Here is a 17,096-nt window from a genome sequence, read left to right on the forward strand (position 1 = left end):
TGCACCACGCAACCGCCCGATCTCCGCCGCGGCCATCCCCAGCACTTCGCCCAGGACCTGTTCCGTATGCTCGCCCAGCAGCGGTGGCGCATTGCGATACTCCACTGGTGTCGCGGACAAGCGGATGGGGCTTGCCACCTGCGGCACAACCCCAGCCAGGGGATGCGGAATCTCAATTGCCAATCCCCGCGCCTTGACCTGGGGATCGGCAAACATCTGCGCCAGGTCATTGATCGGCCCACAGGGCACACCAGCCTTTTCCAGCTGAGCAACCCATTCGGCCGTGGTCTTGAACACCGTTGCCTGACGGATCAGTGGAATCAATTCGGCCCGATTGGCTACGCGCAGCTTATTAGTAGCAAAGCGCGGGTCATCCGCCCATTGCGGCTGCCCGGCCACTTCAGCGAACTTGCGGAACTGGCCATCGTTACCCACAGTGAGGATGAAATCACCGTCGGCAGTAGGGAAGTCCTGGTAAGGCACTATATTGGGATGAGCATTGCCCAGCCGCTTTGGCGGGTTGCCGGTAGTCAGGTAGTTCATCGCCTGATTGGCCAGGCACGCCACCTGCACATCGAGCAACGCCATATCGATATGCTGGCCGCCTCCATCATGGTCACGATGGGCAAGGGCAGCCAGAATGGCTACGGTCGAGTACAACCCCGTGAGGATGTCAGTCAACGCTACCCCCACCTTGACCGGCCCGGCGCCCTCATCACCCTCAGGGCGACCAGTAAGGCTCATCAGCCCACCCAGCCCCTGGATCATGAAGTCATAGCCTGCACGCTTGGCATACGGTCCGGTCTGGCCGAAGCCCGTAATCGAACAATAGATAAGCTGCGGGTTAATTGTCTTCAGGCTTTCATAGTCCAGCCCGTAGGCGGCCAGGCCGCCCACTTTGAAGTTCTCGATGACCACATCCGACTTGGCCGCCAGCTCGCGCACCAGGCGCTGGCCTTCAGGCTGAGTGAAATCGATGGTCACCGACCGCTTGTTGCGGTTGGCCGAGAGGTAATAGGCCGCCTCGCTGGTGTTCTCGCCATAGGCGTCCTTGAGGAAGGGAGGGCCCCAGGCGCGCGTATCATCGCCGGTCCCCGGGCGCTCGACCTTGATCACTTCGGCCCCAAGGTCGGCAAGAATCTGCCCGGACCACGGCCCGGCCAGCACGCGTGACAGATCCAGCACCCGCAGATGAGATAGCGCGCCCATGGGCTGGCTCCTTATTAATAGAAGGCCTGGATGCCGGTTTGCGCACGACCCAAAATCAGCGCATGCACGTCGTGGGTACCTTCGTAGGTATTGACCACTTCCAGGTTGACCAGGTGACGAGCCACGCCGAACTCGTCGGAAATGCCATTGCCGCCGAGCATGTCACGCGCCAGGCGAGCGATATCCAACGCCTTGCCACAGGAGTTGCGCTTCATGATCGAAGTGATCTCGACCGCAGCAGTGCCTTCATCCTTCATACGACCCAAGCGCAGGCAGCCTTGCAGAGCGAGAGTGATCTCGGTTTGCATGTCGGCCAGCTTCTTCTGGATCAGCTGATTGGCGGCCAGCGGGCGGCCGAACTGCTTGCGATCCAGGGTGTACTGGCGAGCGGTATGCCAGCAGGCTTCGGCAGCACCCAGCGCCCCCCAGGAGATGCCATAGCGAGCCGAGTTCAGGCACGTGAACGGACCCTTGAGGCCACGCACTTCCGGGAAAATGTTCTCTTCCGGCACAAAGACGTTGTCCATGACGATTTCACCAGTGATCGAGGCACGCAGGCCGACCTTGCCGTGAATCGCCGGGGCGCTCAGACCTTCCCAGCCCTTTTCCAATACAAAACCGCGGATATCGCCGGCATCGTCCTTGGCCCAGACCACGAACACATCAGCGATAGGGCTGTTGGTGATCCACATCTTGTTGCCGGTCAGGCGATAGCCGCCTTCGACCTTCTTGGCACGGGTAATCATCGAGCCCGGATCGGAACCATGGTCAGGCTCGGTCAGACCGAAGCAGCCAATCCACTCACCGCTGGCCAACTTGGGCAGGTACTTTTGCTTGGTCGCTTCGTTACCGAATTCATTGATCGGCACCATCACCAGTGAGGACTGCACACTCATCATCGAGCGGTAGCCAGAGTCGATACGCTCCACTTCCCGGGCGATCAGGCCGTAGCACACGTAGTTCAGGCCGCTGCCGCCGTATTGCTCCGGGATAGTTGCACCGAGCAAGCCGACTTCGCCCATCTCACGGAAGATCGCCGGGTCGGTCTGCTCATGACGGAAGGCCTCCAGCACGCGCGGGGCCAGCTTGTCCTGGGCGAACTGATAAGCGCTGTCACGCACCATGCGCTCTTCTTCAGTGAGCTGTTGATCCAGCAACAGCGGATCGATCCAGTTGAAGCTTGCTTTACCGGCCATGGGCGAATCCTCGAAAGATGGGACCAGAGTTGTTGTGCATTGATCCTAGGCCCGATCAGCCGACGAGACAAACGAGGAATGCGCAAGGTCTTGTGATAATTTCTCACTCCGTAATGCGAACAAAGCCACTCTGTGTGCCTTATTAGTGAGGTTGACGTACATGCGACGCAAGATCCCCAGCACCACCGCCTTGGTGTGCTTCGAGGCCGCAGCCCGGCACGAGAGCTTTACCAAGGCTTCCCAGGAGCTGGCCCTGACTCAGGGGGCCGTATGTCGGCAAATCGCCGGGTTGGAGGAGTTTCTCAATGTCCAGCTATTCCGCCGCTCACGTCGCGGGGTAAAGCTCACAGAGGCGGGCCTTTCCTATAGCCGCCGCGTAGCTGCACAACTTGACGCTGTAGAGCGCGATACCTTGTCGGTGATGGGCCAGCAGGGCGCCAATGTAATCGAACTGGCCGTGGTACCGACCTTCGGCACCCAATGGCTGTTGCCCAGGCTCAAGGACTTCCAGCTGCGCCACCCCGAGGTCACCGTCAACCTGACCAACCGCACTCGGCCGTTCTTGTTTGCCGACACCAACTTCGATGCCGCCATCTATTTCGGCGATGCCGATTGGTCGGGAACGCAGTCCCATCGGCTCATGGGCGAGAACCCGGTACCGGTTTGCAGCCCGGCGCTGCTGGGCGGCGCAGGGGAACTTGAGCCCGTACAGCTCGCACAACTGCCTTTGCTGCAACAGACCACTCGGCCTTACGCCTGGCGCCAATGGTTCAACAGCCTCGACATGAACGTCCCACGGGACATGACCGGCCCGCGCTATGAGCTATTCTCGATGCTTGCACAGGCGGCCATGCATGAGATGGGAGTTGCGCTGATTCCACCGTTCCTGATCCAGCGCGAATTGGCTGAAGGGCGCCTGGCTATCGCCAACCGGCATGCATTGTCGAGCATCAAGGCGTATTACTTGATGATCCCGGAGCGCAAGGTGGAATCTGCTTCGCTGCGTGCCTTTCGCGACTGGCTAGTTGCCGAAGCCGGCCGCTACGCCGCAGCCCATAAGGATCAAAGCAACAACCTGACCCCGTAGTCAATAAACACTTAACCCTACAGATGTACGGAAATGTCGCAATTCACACAACTGTTATTGCCCCCATCCAATAGCCCTTAACCCTGCTGTTTATGCGGCCTTCACAGCATAAATCGCGTTTTGAACTGGGCATTCAGAGAATTCGGCGGAATTTTTTCAAAATTTACCGTAATCTCCCTGAAGCCCGTACTTGGCGGGCTCCAGGCCTATTCTTGCGACATTCGGTCACAGGGTGACTTGTAGTTTGATTACCGTCACCCTTCAAAACTGGTTGAAGCGATTCCGTAATCGCCTGCAAAATGCCGCGCCCCGCCTGAATTCGGCGGGATCGTGCTGATCGGCCGCCCCAGACGCACCATCCGCAGTGCGCTGGTTTACCAACAAAAGATCACGCAGGAGATTTGACGTGCACATTGGTGTTCCACTCGAAACGCAGACGGGCGAAACACGGGTTGCTGCAACCCCGGAAACCATCAAGAAACTGATTGGTCAGGGGCATCAGGTCACCGTCCAGAGCGGCGCCGGCATCAACGCCAGCGTTCCGGACAGTGCCTATGAAGCAGCAGGCGCCACTATTGGCAGCGCTGCCGATGCGTTTGGTGCACAGCTGGTGTTGAAGGTCGTAGCACCCAACGACAGCGAATTGGCCCAGATCAACAGCGGCACCGTCCTGGTGGGGATGCTCAATCCGTTCAACAACGAAACCATTGCCAAGATGGCCGAACGCGGCGTCACCGCTTTCGCCCTCGAAGCGGCGCCGCGCACCTCACGGGCGCAGAGCCTCGACGTGCTGTCTTCGCAGGCCAACATTGCCGGCTACAAGTCGGTGCTGCTGGCCGCTCACTACTATCCACGCTTCATGCCGATGCTGATGACTGCCGCTGGTACCGTCAAAGCCGCTCGCGTACTGATTCTGGGTGCGGGCGTTGCGGGGCTGCAGGCCATTGCCACGGCCAAGCGCCTGGGTGCGGTGATCGAAGCCTCCGACGTGCGTCCGGCGGTAAAAGAGCAGATCGAGTCGCTGGGCGCCAAGTTCATCGACGTGCCCTACGAAACCGATGAAGAACGCGAATGTGCCGAAGGCGTCGGTGGTTACGCCCGCCCGATGCCGGCCAGCTGGATGCAGCGTCAGGCCCAGGCGGTGCATGAGCGCGCCAAGCAGGCTGACATTGTCATCACCACCGCGCTGATTCCAGGCCGCAAGGCGCCGACGCTGTTGAGCGCCGACACCGTTGCGCAAATGAAACCGGGCTCTGTGGTCATCGACCTTGCTGCAGCCCAGGGCGGCAACTGCCCGCTGACCGTGGCTGATCAAGTGGTGGTGGAGAACGGCGTGACCATCGTCGGCCCGACCAACCTGCCCGCGCAGGTCGGGGCGGATGCATCGGCGCTGTACGCCCGCAACCTGCTCGACTTCATGAAGCTGCTGTTCGACAAGGACGGCGCGCTTGTGATCAACCTCGAAGACGATATCGTCGCCGCGTGCCTGATGTGCCGCGACGGCCAGATCATCCGCAAGAACGGATAAGGAGCCAGACAATGGAAGACATGCTGATCTCTCACGGCGTCTATAACCTGATCATTTTCGTGCTGGCGATCTATATCGGTTACCACGTGGTGTGGAACGTCACACCTGCACTGCATACCCCCCTGATGGCGGTTACCAACGCCATTTCCGCCATCGTCATTGTCGGCGCCATGCTGGCCGCCGCCCTGACCGTGACTCCGCTGGGCAAGACCATGGGTACCCTCGCGGTGGCCCTGGCAGCGGTCAACGTATTCGGTGGTTTTCTAGTCACCCGGCGCATGCTGGAGATGTTCAAGAAGAAAGCCGCAAAGGCTGAGGGGAAGCAGTAAACATGAGCATGAACCTGGTAACACTTCTCTACCTCGTCGCCTCGGTGTGCTTCATCCAGGCGCTCAAGGGCCTGTCGCACCCGACCACGTCGCGGCGCGGCAACCTGTTCGGCATGCTCGGCATGGCCCTGGCGGTCATCACCACCATCGGCCTGATTTACAAGCTGGGTGCAGAGCTGGCCACTGATGGCATCGGCTATGTCATTGTCGGCCTGCTGGTCGGCGGCACAGCCGGCTCGATCATGGCCAAGCGCGTTGAAATGACCAAGATGCCTGAGCTGGTCGCCTTCATGCACAGCATGATCGGCCTGGCGGCAGTGTTCATTGCCATTGCCGCCGTGGTCGAGCCGCAGTCGCTGGGTATCGTTTCCAGCATCAGCGACCCGATCCCTACCGGCAACCGCCTGGAACTGTTCCTGGGTGCAGCCATCGGTGCGATCACCTTCTCGGGCTCCGTGATTGCCTTTGGCAAGCTCTCGGGCAAGTACAAGTTCCGCCTGTTCCAGGGCGCACCGGTACAGTTCACCGGCCAGCACAAGCTCAACCTGATCCTGGGCCTGACCACCATCGGCCTTGGCCTGATCTTCACCTTCACCGGTAGCTACAGCGCCTTTGCCCTGATGCTGATCCTGGCGTTCATCATGGGCGTGCTGATCATCATCCCAATCGGTGGCGCCGACATGCCGGTGGTAGTGTCGATGCTCAACAGCTACTCGGGCTGGGCGGCGGCCGGTATCGGCTTCTCGCTGAACAACTCGATGCTGATCATTGCCGGCTCCTGGTGGGTTCGTCTGGTGCCATCCTCTCGTACATCATGTGCAAGGCGATGAACCGCTCGTTCTTCAACGTGATCCTCGGCGGTTTCGGCGCTGCAACAGACGCCGCGGGGCCAGCAGGTGCCCAGGAAGCTCGTCCGGTGAAGTCCGGTTCGGCTGATGATGCAACCTTCCTGCTGAGCAACGCCGATACCGTGATCATCGTCCCGGGCTACGGCCTGGCGGTGGCCCGCGCCCAGCACGCGCTCAAGGAACTGACCGAGAAGCTGACCCACAATGGTGTGAACGTGAAGTATGCGATCCACCCCGTGGCAGGCCGTATGCCGGGTCACATGAACGTACTGCTGGCGGAAGCCGAAGTGCCGTACGACCAGGTGTTCGAGATGGAAGACATCAACTCCGAGTTCGGCCAGGCCGACGTGGTGCTGGTGCTCGGTGCCAACGACGTGGTCAACCCGGCGGCCAAGAACGATCCGAAATCGCCGATCGCCGGCATGCCGATCCTCGAAGCCTTCAAGGCCAAGACCATCATCGTCAACAAGCGCTCCATGGCCAGCGGCTATGCAGGGCTTGATAACGAGCTGTTCTACCTGGACAAGACCATGATGGTATTCGGTGACGCCAAGAAGGTCATCGAAGACATGGTCAAGGCTGTCGATTAAGCCTTTTCCAGGCTGTGACAAATAGCCCCAGCGCGGTACCGGCTGGGGCTTTTTCATGCCCTGCCAGCCGACAGAAGGCTCTAGTTCAGGGCTTAGCATTCGACCTTGGTCGCGGGACGGCGCGTTGCTAAAACACTAGACTGCGCATCTAGCTTTAGTAGCCCGAGATAACAATCCATGTACCGTGATCGTATCCGCTTGTCCTCCCTGCACAGCAAGGTAATGAGTGCGGCTGATGCCGCTGGCCTGATCGAGGACGGCATGACCGTCGGCATGAGCGGTTTTACCCGCGCCGGCGAAGCCAAGGCTGTACCCCATGCATTGGCCGAACGCGCCAAACAGTCGCCGCTGCAAATCAGCCTGATGACCGGCGCGAGCCTGGGCAACGACCTGGACAAACAACTGACTGAGGCCGGTGTTCTGGCCCGTCGCATGCCATTCCAGGTCGACAGCACCCTGCGCAAGGCCATCAACGATGGCAAGGTCATGTTCATCGACCAGCACCTGTCGGAAACCGTGGAACAGCTGCGCAACCAACAGCTGAAACTGCCGGACATCGCGGTCATCGAAGCGATCGCCATCACCGAGCAGGGCCACATCGTACCGACTACCTCGGTGGGCAACTCGGCCAGCTTCGCGATTTTCGCCAAACAGGTCATCGTCGAGATCAACATGGCGCACAACGCCAACCTCGAAGGCCTGCACGACATCTATATCCCGACCTACCGTCCGACCCGTACGCCGATCCCGCTGGTAAAAGTCGATGACCGTATCGGCAGCACCGCAATTCCGATCGACCCGGCCAAGATTGTCGGTATCGTCATCACCGAGCAGCCGGACTCGCCGTCCACCGTATTGCCGCCGGATGACGAAACCCAAGGCATCGCCAACCACCTGATCAACTTCCTCAAGAAGGAAGTGGAAGCAGGGCGCATGACCAACAAGCTCGGCCCGCTGCAGGCCGGCATCGGCAGCATCGCCAACGCAGTGATGTGCGGCCTGATCGACTCGCCGTTCGAAGACCTGACCATGTACTCCGAAGTACTGCAGGACTCGACCTTCGACCTGATCGACGCCGGCAAGCTGAGCTTTGCCTCGGGCAGTTCCATTACTCTGTCGACCCGCCGCAACGCTGACGTATTCGGCAACCTGGAGCGCTACAAGGACAAACTGGTCCTGCGCCCTCAAGAAATCTCCAACCACCCTGAAGTGGTCCGCCGCCTTGGCATCATCGGCATCAACACCGCCCTTGAGTTCGACCTGTACGGCAACGTCAACTCCACCCACGTCTGCGGCACGCGGATGATGAACGGCATTGGCGGCTCCGGCGACTTCGCCCGCAACGCGCACCTGGCGATCTTCGTCACCAAGTCCATCGCCAAGGGCGGTGCGATCTCGAGCGTTGTGCCAATGGTCAGCCACGTTGACCACACCGAACACGACGTGGACATTCTCGTCACCGAGCAGGGCCTTGCCGACCTGCGTGGCCTGGCGCCCCGTGAGCGCGCACGGGTGATCATCGACAACTGTGTGCACCCGGACTATCGCGATGCGCTGAATGACTACTTCACCCGCGCGTGCGAGCGCGGCGGTCATACCCCGCACATCCTGCGTGAAGCCCTGGCATGGCACGAAAATCTGGAAGAAACCGGGCGCATGCTCGCCAGCTGAGTCGTACTGTAATACAGCCGGTGATGCGCAATGCTCACCGGCTGAACAGTTGCTACCGATTGATTTTCAAAAACTGTTCTACTGTACCGGTGTTTTTACCCCGGTTTTCCGCTACATCCTTCTTCTCCTGCACATAAATGCACCATTTAAGTGCTGACTGGTACAGTTACGCCTATTTCGAGTGCAACAGTGCCCTTAAACAGTTAACTGGCCCATCACAATGCAGGTGAACTGTATCTACTGTTATGGACGACAGAGGAGGATCATTGGCATCAGTTAAATCACTACCTAATGCCGCCACAAGCGGAAGGATGACATCATGGAACGTACCCTCAGTTCCGGCCTGGTTTTCGAAAACACCGCCAAACAATCCAAGGCTGCGCTGCCACTGCGCGTTCTGGCTAACCTGATGCTGTGGCAACGCCGCATCGCCAGCCGCCACCAGCTGGCCCGCCTGGACTCTCGCCTGCTGGCCGACGCCGGCATCAGCGAAGCACAACGCTACGAAGAGCTGAGCAAGCCGTTCTGGCGTTGATGCAGGGCTCGCTGGCCAAGGCCGGCACCTCGAATTCCACAAAACCCGTCGCAGGTGACTGCTGACGGGTTTTGTCGTTCTGAAGCCGCGGAATAGAGCGGCTACAGCAATGATAGATACAGTTTTCACAGAGTTATTTTTAACAGGTACAGTTGATAATTCTTGCTGGTATCCTGTCCAATTCACGGACGCTGATCGCGTGATACGCTTAATGCACCCAGCTTGGTATCAATAAGTAGCTCAACAAGCTGAGCGTGCGTCTGACACAAGTACCCGTATTTTTCAGGAGATCGACCATGTACCGTTCACGCTTTGTTGGCGCCGCACTGCTGCTGGCCCTGGCTTCCACCGCCAACGCCACCAGCTTCGTCGTGACAACCGACACCATCGTTCGCGGCGTAGCTGCTTCCACCGACGCCACTTCCGATGTGTCCTCCTCGTTCCGTGACGACAAGATCGTGCGTGCCGCCCGTGACGACGCTGCCAGCTTCGTTGCCAGTCACGGCGAAATTCGCGGCGTGAAGCTCGAGAGCGCTTTCGCCCACATCCGTCAGCAGGCACCGACCCTGCAAGCGAGCGACGCGCAATTGGCCCAGGCCATTCTGGCGATCTGAGGTCGCCTGACTCCGGCTTCGGGCATGTAACAACATGCAACGAAGCCGGGCACCCTGCGCTGGTTCTCGCCAGCGCATTGGGATAGCCTTGCCGGCTGACTCACTAGCCCACCGAGACTCATGCGTTATCTGTCATTGCTGTTGCTTGTGCTGTGCTGGGGCGGTTCTGCCCAGGCACTGGACCTCACCACCAATAACCTTGTCGTCAGTGGTTACGTCACCAGCAAGGTGACCTCGGCACCCTTCGATCGCAAACTGCTATTCGATGCCCAGGATGCTGCAGCGGCGTTTGTCGCCAGCGACGGCCAGCTACGAGGCGCCCGCTTGCAGGCGGCGCTCGACCGCCTGCGCCAGACCAACCCTGAACTTCATGTCGACGACCTTGAACTGGCGCAGGCAATTCTCGTCCAATGATTACCCTGTTCTTCCGGAGATGCTCCATGCGTAACCCGCTGATTGCCGCCACCCTTGGCCTTTTGTTGCTGGCCGACATCGCCCAGGCGCAAACCCTGGTGGCCACCAGCAACATCATCGTGCGCGCTTTCGGTCGTTCGATCGACTTCACTTCCGACACCACCACCTCGATCCGCGATTCCAAAGTGGTGCGCGAAGCCCGTGACGATGCCGCCAGCTATGTCGCCAGCAACGGCAACATCCGTGGTGCCCAGCTCGAAGCCGCCTTCGACACCCTGCGCCAGCGTGTGCCTGAAGCACGCCACGCCAGTGACCAGGACCTGGCCGAAGCCATTCTTGCCCTGTGAAAAACCTGCGCGCCGGGCTGCTGGGCGGCCTGCTGACACTGCTGGGCGCGCCTGCGTTGGCGGACCTGCAACTGCAGCTCAAAACCGACGGCCTGACGCCTGCACAGCAACAGGCCAGCCAGGCGTTGCTTGATGAAGCGATGCAGGCGCTGCCGCCCCGCTTCAAGACGCGCCTGGATCGACGCATCCAAGTCAGCTGGAGCGCGAAGATGCCGGAGGATGCCTACGGCCAGGCATCGCTTGTCTCGACGCTCGAATTGAACCAAAAGCTGCTGCCGAGCCTCACTGACGGCAGCGCTGCCAGCCAGAAGACCGGACGCCCCCATGGCACTGTTCGCAAAGAGCTGCTGGCCACCGTCCTGCACGAACTGACCCACATCTATGACCGTGCACGGCTCTGGCAGGGCGCTGACCGGCGCCTGATCACCCAGTGTACTCGCCATATGAGCAGCCAGGGCAAGGTAGGCCTGCCCGAACAATGCCGCGGACAAACCGACCGACGCTTCACTCTCAGTGATGATCCGCGCCTGCTTGACCTGGCCGGCTGGCAGCAATATGTAGGCAGGCGAGGGGAGCGCGAGCAACATAATCGCCAGGTGGCGCGCAGCCCGGACAGCTACGAGTTGAGCAGTCCGAAGGAGTTCATAGCGGTCAACATGGAGTACTTCCTCCTTGACCCAAGCTTTGCCTGCCGCCGGCCCGCCCTGCAGACTTATCTCAAGGACCACTTCGACTGGGCACCGGACCATCCGGCCTGCACGCAGGCACTGCCGTTTCTCAATGCTGGCAACGACTTTGCCAAGGCACCGCTGGGTGAAATCGATCCCGAACGCGTCTATGCCGTGGACTACCTGCTGGCTGAAGCCAATCAGAATTGGGTCAGCCGCTGGGGCCACAGCATGCTGCGTCTGGTGATCTGCGCCCCGGGGCGTCCGCGTGGGCCTGACTGCCGCCTCGATCTGGACCAGCACCTGGTGCTGTCATACCGGGCGTTCGTCAATGATGTGCAGCTGTCGAGCTGGGACGGCCTCACCGGCGCCTACCCCTCGCGCCTGTTTGTCCTTCCGCTGGCCCAGGTCATCGATGAGTACACCAAGACTGAGTTGCGCAGCCTGGCGTCGATTCCGCTCAAGCTGGATCGCAGCGAGCTTGAAAGCCTGGTTCGCCAGGCGGCGGAGATGCACTGGAGCTACGACGGCAACTACTACTTCCTGTCCAACAACTGCGCGGTAGAAACCCTCAAACTGCTACGCAGCGGCACCGCCAACCCGCGCCTGAACGACCTGGACAGCATCATGCCCAACGGCTTGCTGGAGGTGCTGGAAGGGCGCGGCCTGGCCGATGTCAGCGTTCTCGATGACCCCCGGGAGGCGTTGCGCCTGGGGTACCGCTTCGACTCCTATCGCGACCGCTACCAGGCCATGTTCCTGGTCCTCAAGCAGCAATTACCGATCCCCCAGGACAGTGTCGAGGCGTGGCTGGAGCAATCTGCCACGCAGCGCCAGCAGTGGTTCAAGCAGGCTGACCTGCGCACCAGCGCCGCCTTGCTCCTGCTGGAACAGGCCAGCCTGCGTCGACAACTGCTACTGGCACAGGACGAGGTCAAGCAGCGCTACCTGACCGGCAGGGAGCAGAACGATGCAAACGTTGCCAAAGCCAACGGCACCCTGCAGCAGATTCTGGCCAACAGCGGTTTTCTCAGTCGTCCGGCCGAGCTGCTTGGCAGCAAGGGCTATGGATTGCCGCAGGAAAGTGAGCGGGCGCTATTGATCAGCGAGTCCAGCCAACGGCAACAGCAACTGCAAACCCTAAGCGCCGACCTGGATAAAGAAGTGCGTGCGCTGCTGGGCCCAGCACGCGCCGCCGAAATCGCCGCCGTAGAGGCCAACATCAAACAGGTGGGCGAGCACCTGCGCGCCCTGCACAAGGCCGCGGGTGGCCTGCAGCTCCCCTGACGGCTAAAGGGTTTCGTGCGGTTCCCCTGGCAGGTGCTCATCCAGGTGCAGCCAGGGCAGGCGGTTGTCGGTCCAGATATGCCGCTTGGGTTGGGCCAGCATCGGGTTATCCAGGGTAGTGACCGTAATATCGATAGTCTCAGGGCTCAAATCAGTGGTCAGTGCCACATGAGCCCCACAGCGACTACAGAAATACCTCACACAGCTGGGTGAGGAGTCGTAGCGTTGTGGCGTACCGCTGAGCCATTGGAAGTCAGTGCAGGGGCGGGTCACCCAGGTGATCAGCAAACCACCGCTGACCTGTCGGCAAACCGAGCAATGGCAATGGGCAACGTCGGTCAACGGCCCTCTGATCTGATAACGCAGGGCGCCGCAGTGGCAGCCACCTTCGTACGTTTCGCTCATCGCATCCTCCTCCCGGCCATTGGCCGATAGCAAACAATGCACCTCTCGTCGCCATTGGGCCAGCGAAAGCTGGCTGAAAGCTTGTCGATTTAGGATGAATCCTACTTCCGGCACAGACCGGTCAGTCAGAGCATCTGATTTTTTTCTCAGCCGCCTGGCCCAATTAACAACAACAATGGTGATTCTGATGTCCGCTTTCAACCGCCTCCCCGCTGCACTCCCTTCGCTACTCCATGCGCCGCGCCTCGCGCGCTGATCCGCCCGACCCGTTTCTTTTTTCGACGCGATATGCCTGGAGTACTCCCATGCTGACCTTCCTCGGCTTTGCCATGGTCATCACCTTCATGTACCTGATCATGACCAAGCGCCTGTCGGCCTTGATTGCCCTGATCCTGGTACCGATCCTGTTCGCTCTGTTCGGCGGATTCTCGGGCGATATCGGCCCGATGATGCTGCAAGGCATCACCAAACTGGCCCCAACCGGGGTCATGTTGATGTTCGCCATCCTGTATTTCGGTCTGATGATCGACTCCGGCCTGTTCGATCCTGCGGTGCGCAAGATCCTCAAGATGGTCAAGGGTGACCCGCTGAAAGTCTCGGTAGGCACCGCGGTGCTGGCCCTGGTCGTGTCGTTGGACGGCGACGGCGCCACCACCTACATGATTTGTGTGGCGGCCATGCTGCCGTTGTACAGCCGCCTTGGCATGAGCCCCCGGATCATGGCAGGCCTGATCATTCTCGCGGGCGGGGTGATGAACATGACCCCTTGGGGCGGCCCGACCGCCCGCGCGGCCAGCGCCCTGCATGTCGACCCTTCGGACATCTTCGTACCGATGATTCCGGCGATGCTCGCCGGTGTCGTGGCGATCCTTGCCATCGCCTACATGTATGGCAAGCGTGAGCGCGCCCGCCTGGGTGAACTGCACCTGCCAGGTGACGAAATCGACCACAGTGAAATCAGCGTGTCGCAGTTCCCCGACGCCCGTCGGCCGAAAATGATCTGGTTCAACGGCGCCCTGACCGCTGCCTTGATGGTTGCCCTGGTCGCAGGCCTGTTGCCGCTGCCGGTGCTGTTCATGGTCGCCTTCAGTATCGCCATGATCGTCAACTACCCGTGCCTGCAAATGCAGAAGGACCGCGTGGCGGCGCACTCCGGCAGCGTGCTGGCCGTGGTCGGCCTGATTTTCGCCGCCGGTATCTTCACTGGCATTCTTTCCGGTACCGGCATGGTCGAAGCAATGTCCAAGAGCTTGCTGGCCGTGATTCCAGACGCCCTGGGCCCGTACCTGGCCGTGATCACCGCCATCGTCAGCATGCCGTTCACTTTCTTCATGTCCAACGACGCCTTCTACTACGGTGTTCTGCCAGTGCTCTCAGAGGCAGCCAGCCACTACGGAATCTCGCCGGTGGAGATGGCCCGCGCGTCGATCGTCGGCCAGCCCGTGCACCTGCTCAGCCCACTGGTACCCTCTACCTATCTGTTGGTGGCCCTGGCTGGCATCGACTTCGGCGATCACCAGCGCTTCACCCTGAAGTGGGCAGTGCTGGTCTGCCTGTGCATAATGTTCGCCGCGCTGCTCATGGGAATTTTCCCAGTGTTCAGCAGCCTATAAATCTACAGATTCGACCAATCGCAGTGGCGCTCCTTGCCCGGGCGCCCTGCAAATACCGCACGAAGGAATACACATGGAATGGCTGACCAGCCCAGAGATCTGGGTTGCCTTTTTTACACTGACGGCCCTCGAGATCGTTCTTGGCATCGACAACATCATCATGATCTCGATCCTGGTCAGCCGCATGCCGAAGCACATGCAGCAGCGCACCCGGATTTTCGGCCTGGCCCTGGCCATGGTTACCCGTATCCTCCTGCTGCTGTCGATCACCTGGGTCATGCGCCTGACGGCCGACCTGTTCGTGGTGTTCGACCAGGGTATTTCCGGTCGCGACCTGATCCTGTTCTTCGGTGGCCTGTTCCTGCTGTGGAAAAGCTCCCAGGAGATCTACCACGGCCTGGAAGGCGAGGACGAAACCCACGAAGAGCCGACTGGCAAAGGCGGCAAGTTCCTCTACACCATCATCCAGATTGCCATCATCGACATCGTGTTCTCCCTGGACTCGGTGATCACCGCCGTCGGCATGGTCTCTCACGTCCCGGTGATGATTGCTGCGATTGTCGTGGCCGTGCTGGTCATGATGCTCTGCGCCGGCGCCATCAGTAACTTCATCGACAAGCACCCGTCGCTGAAGATGCTGGCCCTGTCGTTCCTGATCGTGGTCGGTACCGTACTGATCGCCGAAGCGTTTGAAGTGCATGTTCCGAAGGGCTACGTCTACTTCGCCATGGCCTTCTCGCTGGCGGTCGAAGCCATCAACATCAAGATGCGCACCGCCATGGCACGCAAGAAGAACCAGGAGCAGGGCGAGCCGGTGAAACTTCGCAAGGACATTCCGGGTCAGTAACCCAGAGCGTCAATAAAAAGGGCCCTTCGGGGCCCTTTTTTCATCCGTCTTCATGACGGCTCTGTTTCAAAGCCCCTGTCGGCTATGCGATGCTGGCGCCACGGCCGCTAGCCGACTACAGCTTAAGTGAGCACTGGGAAAAACCGCCTGCGATCAGGCCAGGCTCACGGCACCATCCATTTGCCCCGCTGGGGCGCTTCAACAGGGGGCCTGTTCAATGCTGACCCTGCTCAATCTGCTTTCCGCCGTGGCGTTGCTGATCTGGGGCACCCATATCGTGCGTACCGGCATCCTGCGGGTGTACGGATCAAACCTGCGGCGGGTGTTGAGCCAGAACATGTCCAAGCGACCGCTGGCATTCGTCGCCGGCATCCTGGTGACCGCCATGGTGCAGAGCAGCAACGCCACGGCAATGCTGGTGACCTCCTTCGTGGGCCAGGGCCTGATGTCCCTGACGCCGGCGCTGGCGATCATGCTCGGCGCCGACGTCGGTACCGCCCTGATGGCACGGGTACTGACCTTCGACCTGTCCTGGCTGTCGCCCTTGCTGATCTTCCTCGGGGTGATCTTCTTCCTGTCGCGCAAGCAGACCCGCGCCGGGCAACTGGGTCGCGTCGGTATCGGCCTGGGCCTGATCATCCTGGCCTTGCAACTGATTGTCGAAGCCGCGGCGCCGATTACCCAGGCCCAAGGCGTGAAGGTGCTGTTCGCCTCGCTGACCGGCGACATTCTGCTCGACGCCCTGGTCGGCGCCCTGTTTGCCCTGATTTCCTATTCCAGCCTGGCCGCCGTACTGCTGACCGCCACCCTGGCAGGCGCCGAGCTGATCAGCCTGCCGGTGGCCATCGGCCTGGTCATCGGTGCCAATATTGGCAGCGGCCTGCTGGCCTTTCTCACCACCAGCATGCAGAACGCCGCCGGGCGCCAGGTAGCCCTGGGCAGCCTGCTGTACAAACTGATCGGCCTGATTCTCATCATTCCGGTGCTCGACCCACTGGTGAAGTGGATGGACACCCTGACCTTCAGCGCCCAGGAGTTGGTGATCGGCTTTCACCTGCTCTACAACAGCTTGCGCTGCCTGATCATGCTGCCGACCGTCACCCCGATGGCCCGCCTGTGCAGCTGGCTGCTGCCGGAGCGGTCGGAAACCAATGGCCGCGCCCGCCCACGCCACCTGGACCCTGCAGCCCTTGGCACACCCAGCCTGGCCCTGGCCAACGCGGTGCGCGAAACCCTGCGCATGGGCGACCTGATCGACAACATGCTCGAAGCCATGCAGGGCGTGCTGCGCGGTACTCAGACCGCGATGACCCAGCAGGTTCGCAGCCTGAGTGAGGATGTCGAGGCCCTGAACAACGCCATCAAGCTGTACCTAGCACAAATGCCCCGCGAAGACCTCAGCGACCAGGACAGCAAGCGCTGGGCGGAAATCATCGAACTTGCGATCAACCTCAAGCTGGCCAGCGACCTGATCGAGCGCATGCTGCGCAAGGTGCAGCAGCAGAAGACCTCTCAACGCCGGGAGTTTTCCGACGTTGGCCTGGAAGAACTGGCCGGGCTGCACGGCCAGTTGCTTGCCAACCTGCGCCTGGGGCTGTCGGTGTTCCTGAGCGCCGACCCGGAAAGTGCCCGCCAGTTGCTGCGGGAAAAGCGTCGCTTCCGTGCCCAGGAGCGGCGCCTGGCCCACGCCCATGTCAGCCGATTGCAACGTAAAGTGGTGCAAAGTATCGAGACCAGTGCCTTGCACCTGGAGCTGATTGCCGATATGAAACGATTGAACTCCTTGTTCTGCAGCAGTGCCTATGTGGTATTGGGTGGTTCCGATACCGGCGGCCTGCTGCTCGACAGCGTGCCGGATGATGCCCATTCACCTTGATCGATCCCCCTCAAGAACTCCCGCAAGGAAGC

The 17,096-nt window shown here is 60.5% G+C and carries 15 protein-coding genes and 1 pseudogene (1 of these 16 only partly in view); 13 read left to right on the forward strand and 3 right to left on the reverse strand.

Translation table 11 applies throughout. The features are described 5' to 3' along the window. Both ABVN19_RS21990 and ABVN19_RS21995 read right to left on the reverse strand, forming a co-directional pair. Positions 1–1,209, reverse strand: partial view of a CaiB/BaiF CoA-transferase family protein gene (locus ABVN19_RS21990; RefSeq protein ID WP_028942682.1) — the 5' portion only. 12 nt of this gene lie to the left of the window's left edge; the window shows 1,209 of its 1,221 coding nt (coding positions 1–1,209); its start codon is at positions 1,207–1,209; the stop codon falls past the left edge of the window. Positions 1,210–1,223: 14 nt separating this feature from the next. After that, a complete protein-coding gene (locus ABVN19_RS21995; protein ID WP_028942681.1) occupies positions 1,224–2,405 on the reverse strand; it encodes an acyl-CoA dehydrogenase in 1,182 nt (393 codons plus the stop codon). A 160-nt stretch (positions 2,406–2,565) separates the two neighbouring features. Between ABVN19_RS21995 and ABVN19_RS22000 the strand changes: the two genes are divergently transcribed. The 10 genes and pseudogenes from ABVN19_RS22000 (at position 2,566) to ABVN19_RS22045 (ending at position 12,323) form a co-directional block, all read left to right on the forward strand. Continuing rightward, complete coding sequence (locus ABVN19_RS22000) at positions 2,566–3,492, forward strand: LysR family transcriptional regulator (protein WP_028942680.1); 927 nt, start codon at positions 2,566–2,568, stop codon at positions 3,490–3,492. Between the two features lie 406 nt (positions 3,493–3,898). Next, positions 3,899–5,020, forward strand: a complete 1,122-nt coding sequence (locus ABVN19_RS22005; protein WP_028942679.1) for a Re/Si-specific NAD(P)(+) transhydrogenase subunit alpha — start codon at positions 3,899–3,901, stop codon at positions 5,018–5,020. A gap of 11 nt (positions 5,021–5,031) precedes the next feature. Beyond that, on the forward strand, positions 5,032–5,349 hold the full coding sequence (locus ABVN19_RS22010) for an NAD(P) transhydrogenase subunit alpha (RefSeq protein WP_028942678.1): 318 nt from the start codon (positions 5,032–5,034) through the stop codon (positions 5,347–5,349). A 2-nt stretch (positions 5,350–5,351) separates the two neighbouring features. Continuing rightward, a pseudogene (locus ABVN19_RS22015) lies at positions 5,352–6,787 on the forward strand (NAD(P)(+) transhydrogenase (Re/Si-specific) subunit beta). A gap of 177 nt (positions 6,788–6,964) precedes the next feature. Next, positions 6,965–8,458: an acetyl-CoA hydrolase/transferase family protein gene (locus tag ABVN19_RS22020; RefSeq protein ID WP_028942676.1), complete on the forward strand. Its 1,494-nt coding sequence runs from the start codon at positions 6,965–6,967 to the stop codon at positions 8,456–8,458. A 319-nt stretch (positions 8,459–8,777) separates the two neighbouring features. Next, a complete protein-coding gene (locus ABVN19_RS22025; RefSeq protein ID WP_028942675.1) occupies positions 8,778–8,993 on the forward strand; it encodes a DUF1127 domain-containing protein in 216 nt (71 codons plus the stop codon). Positions 8,994–9,289: 296 nt separating this feature from the next. Continuing rightward, positions 9,290–9,607: a DUF2388 domain-containing protein gene (locus ABVN19_RS22030; protein WP_028942674.1), complete on the forward strand. Its 318-nt coding sequence runs from the start codon at positions 9,290–9,292 to the stop codon at positions 9,605–9,607. A 120-nt stretch (positions 9,608–9,727) separates the two neighbouring features. Beyond that, a complete protein-coding gene (locus ABVN19_RS22035; protein WP_028942673.1) occupies positions 9,728–10,021 on the forward strand; it encodes a DUF2388 domain-containing protein in 294 nt (97 codons plus the stop codon). A 26-nt stretch (positions 10,022–10,047) separates the two neighbouring features. Next, entirely contained in the window at positions 10,048–10,368 is a 321-nt protein-coding gene (locus tag ABVN19_RS22040; RefSeq protein WP_028942672.1) for a DUF2388 domain-containing protein, read from the forward strand. Further along, positions 10,365–12,323 (forward strand): DUF4105 domain-containing protein, encoded by a 1,959-nt coding sequence (locus ABVN19_RS22045; protein ID WP_105641146.1) that lies wholly within the window; start codon positions 10,365–10,367, stop codon positions 12,321–12,323. Before ABVN19_RS22040 ends, ABVN19_RS22045 begins: the two co-directional genes overlap by 4 nt. A 3-nt stretch (positions 12,324–12,326) precedes the next feature. On the opposite strand, the gene ABVN19_RS22050 is transcribed toward ABVN19_RS22045, so the two are convergent. After that, the gene (locus ABVN19_RS22050) at positions 12,327–12,728 is read right to left on the reverse strand and encodes a GFA family protein (protein WP_036989540.1); all 402 of its coding nucleotides are present in this window, start codon (positions 12,726–12,728) and stop codon (positions 12,327–12,329) included. Between the two features lie 305 nt (positions 12,729–13,033). Here ABVN19_RS22050 and ABVN19_RS22055 point away from each other — a divergent pair, with 305 nt between their 5' ends. The 3 genes from ABVN19_RS22055 (at position 13,034) to ABVN19_RS22065 (ending at position 17,064) form a co-directional block, all read left to right on the forward strand. Continuing rightward, positions 13,034–14,341, forward strand: coding sequence for a CitMHS family transporter (locus tag ABVN19_RS22055; RefSeq protein WP_028942670.1), 1,308 nt, complete (start codon positions 13,034–13,036; stop codon positions 14,339–14,341). Positions 14,342–14,414: 73 nt separating this feature from the next. Next, positions 14,415–15,188 carry a TerC family protein gene (locus tag ABVN19_RS22060; protein WP_028942669.1) on the forward strand — a complete coding sequence of 258 codons (774 nt, stop codon included), beginning with the start codon at positions 14,415–14,417 and terminating at the stop codon, positions 15,186–15,188. A gap of 217 nt (positions 15,189–15,405) precedes the next feature. After that, the gene (locus ABVN19_RS22065) at positions 15,406–17,064 is read left to right on the forward strand and encodes a Na/Pi cotransporter family protein (protein ID WP_028942668.1); all 1,659 of its coding nucleotides are present in this window, start codon (positions 15,406–15,408) and stop codon (positions 17,062–17,064) included. Positions 17,065–17,096 lie beyond the last annotated feature (32 nt).

The organism is Pseudomonas vranovensis (genome assembly GCF_040438935.1).
GTDB classification, from domain to species: domain Bacteria; phylum Pseudomonadota; class Gammaproteobacteria; order Pseudomonadales; family Pseudomonadaceae; genus Aquipseudomonas; species Aquipseudomonas vranovensis.

What these genes read in the sequence shown, in the direction of transcription:
- ABVN19_RS21995 (WP_028942681.1), bottom strand. Translation starts at nt 2,405, where the DNA reads ATGGCCGGTAAAGCAAGCTTCAACTGGATCGATCCGCTGTTGCTGGAT.
- ABVN19_RS22000 (WP_028942680.1), top strand. Translation starts at nt 2,566, where the DNA reads ATGCGACGCAAGATCCCCAGCACCACCGCCTTGGTGTGCTTCGAGGCC.
- ABVN19_RS22010 (WP_028942678.1), top strand. Translation starts at nt 5,032, where the DNA reads ATGGAAGACATGCTGATCTCTCACGGCGTCTATAACCTGATCATTTTC.
- ABVN19_RS22020 (WP_028942676.1), top strand. Translation starts at nt 6,965, where the DNA reads ATGTACCGTGATCGTATCCGCTTGTCCTCCCTGCACAGCAAGGTAATG.
- ABVN19_RS22025 (WP_028942675.1), top strand. Translation starts at nt 8,778, where the DNA reads ATGGAACGTACCCTCAGTTCCGGCCTGGTTTTCGAAAACACCGCCAAA.
- ABVN19_RS22030 (WP_028942674.1), top strand. Translation starts at nt 9,290, where the DNA reads ATGTACCGTTCACGCTTTGTTGGCGCCGCACTGCTGCTGGCCCTGGCT.
- ABVN19_RS22035 (WP_028942673.1), top strand. Translation starts at nt 9,728, where the DNA reads ATGCGTTATCTGTCATTGCTGTTGCTTGTGCTGTGCTGGGGCGGTTCT.
- ABVN19_RS22040 (WP_028942672.1), top strand. Translation starts at nt 10,048, where the DNA reads ATGCGTAACCCGCTGATTGCCGCCACCCTTGGCCTTTTGTTGCTGGCC.
- ABVN19_RS22050 (WP_036989540.1), bottom strand. Translation starts at nt 12,728, where the DNA reads ATGAGCGAAACGTACGAAGGTGGCTGCCACTGCGGCGCCCTGCGTTAT.
- ABVN19_RS22055 (WP_028942670.1), top strand. Translation starts at nt 13,034, where the DNA reads ATGCTGACCTTCCTCGGCTTTGCCATGGTCATCACCTTCATGTACCTG.
- ABVN19_RS22060 (WP_028942669.1), top strand. Translation starts at nt 14,415, where the DNA reads ATGGAATGGCTGACCAGCCCAGAGATCTGGGTTGCCTTTTTTACACTG.
- ABVN19_RS22065 (WP_028942668.1), top strand. Translation starts at nt 15,406, where the DNA reads ATGCTGACCCTGCTCAATCTGCTTTCCGCCGTGGCGTTGCTGATCTGG.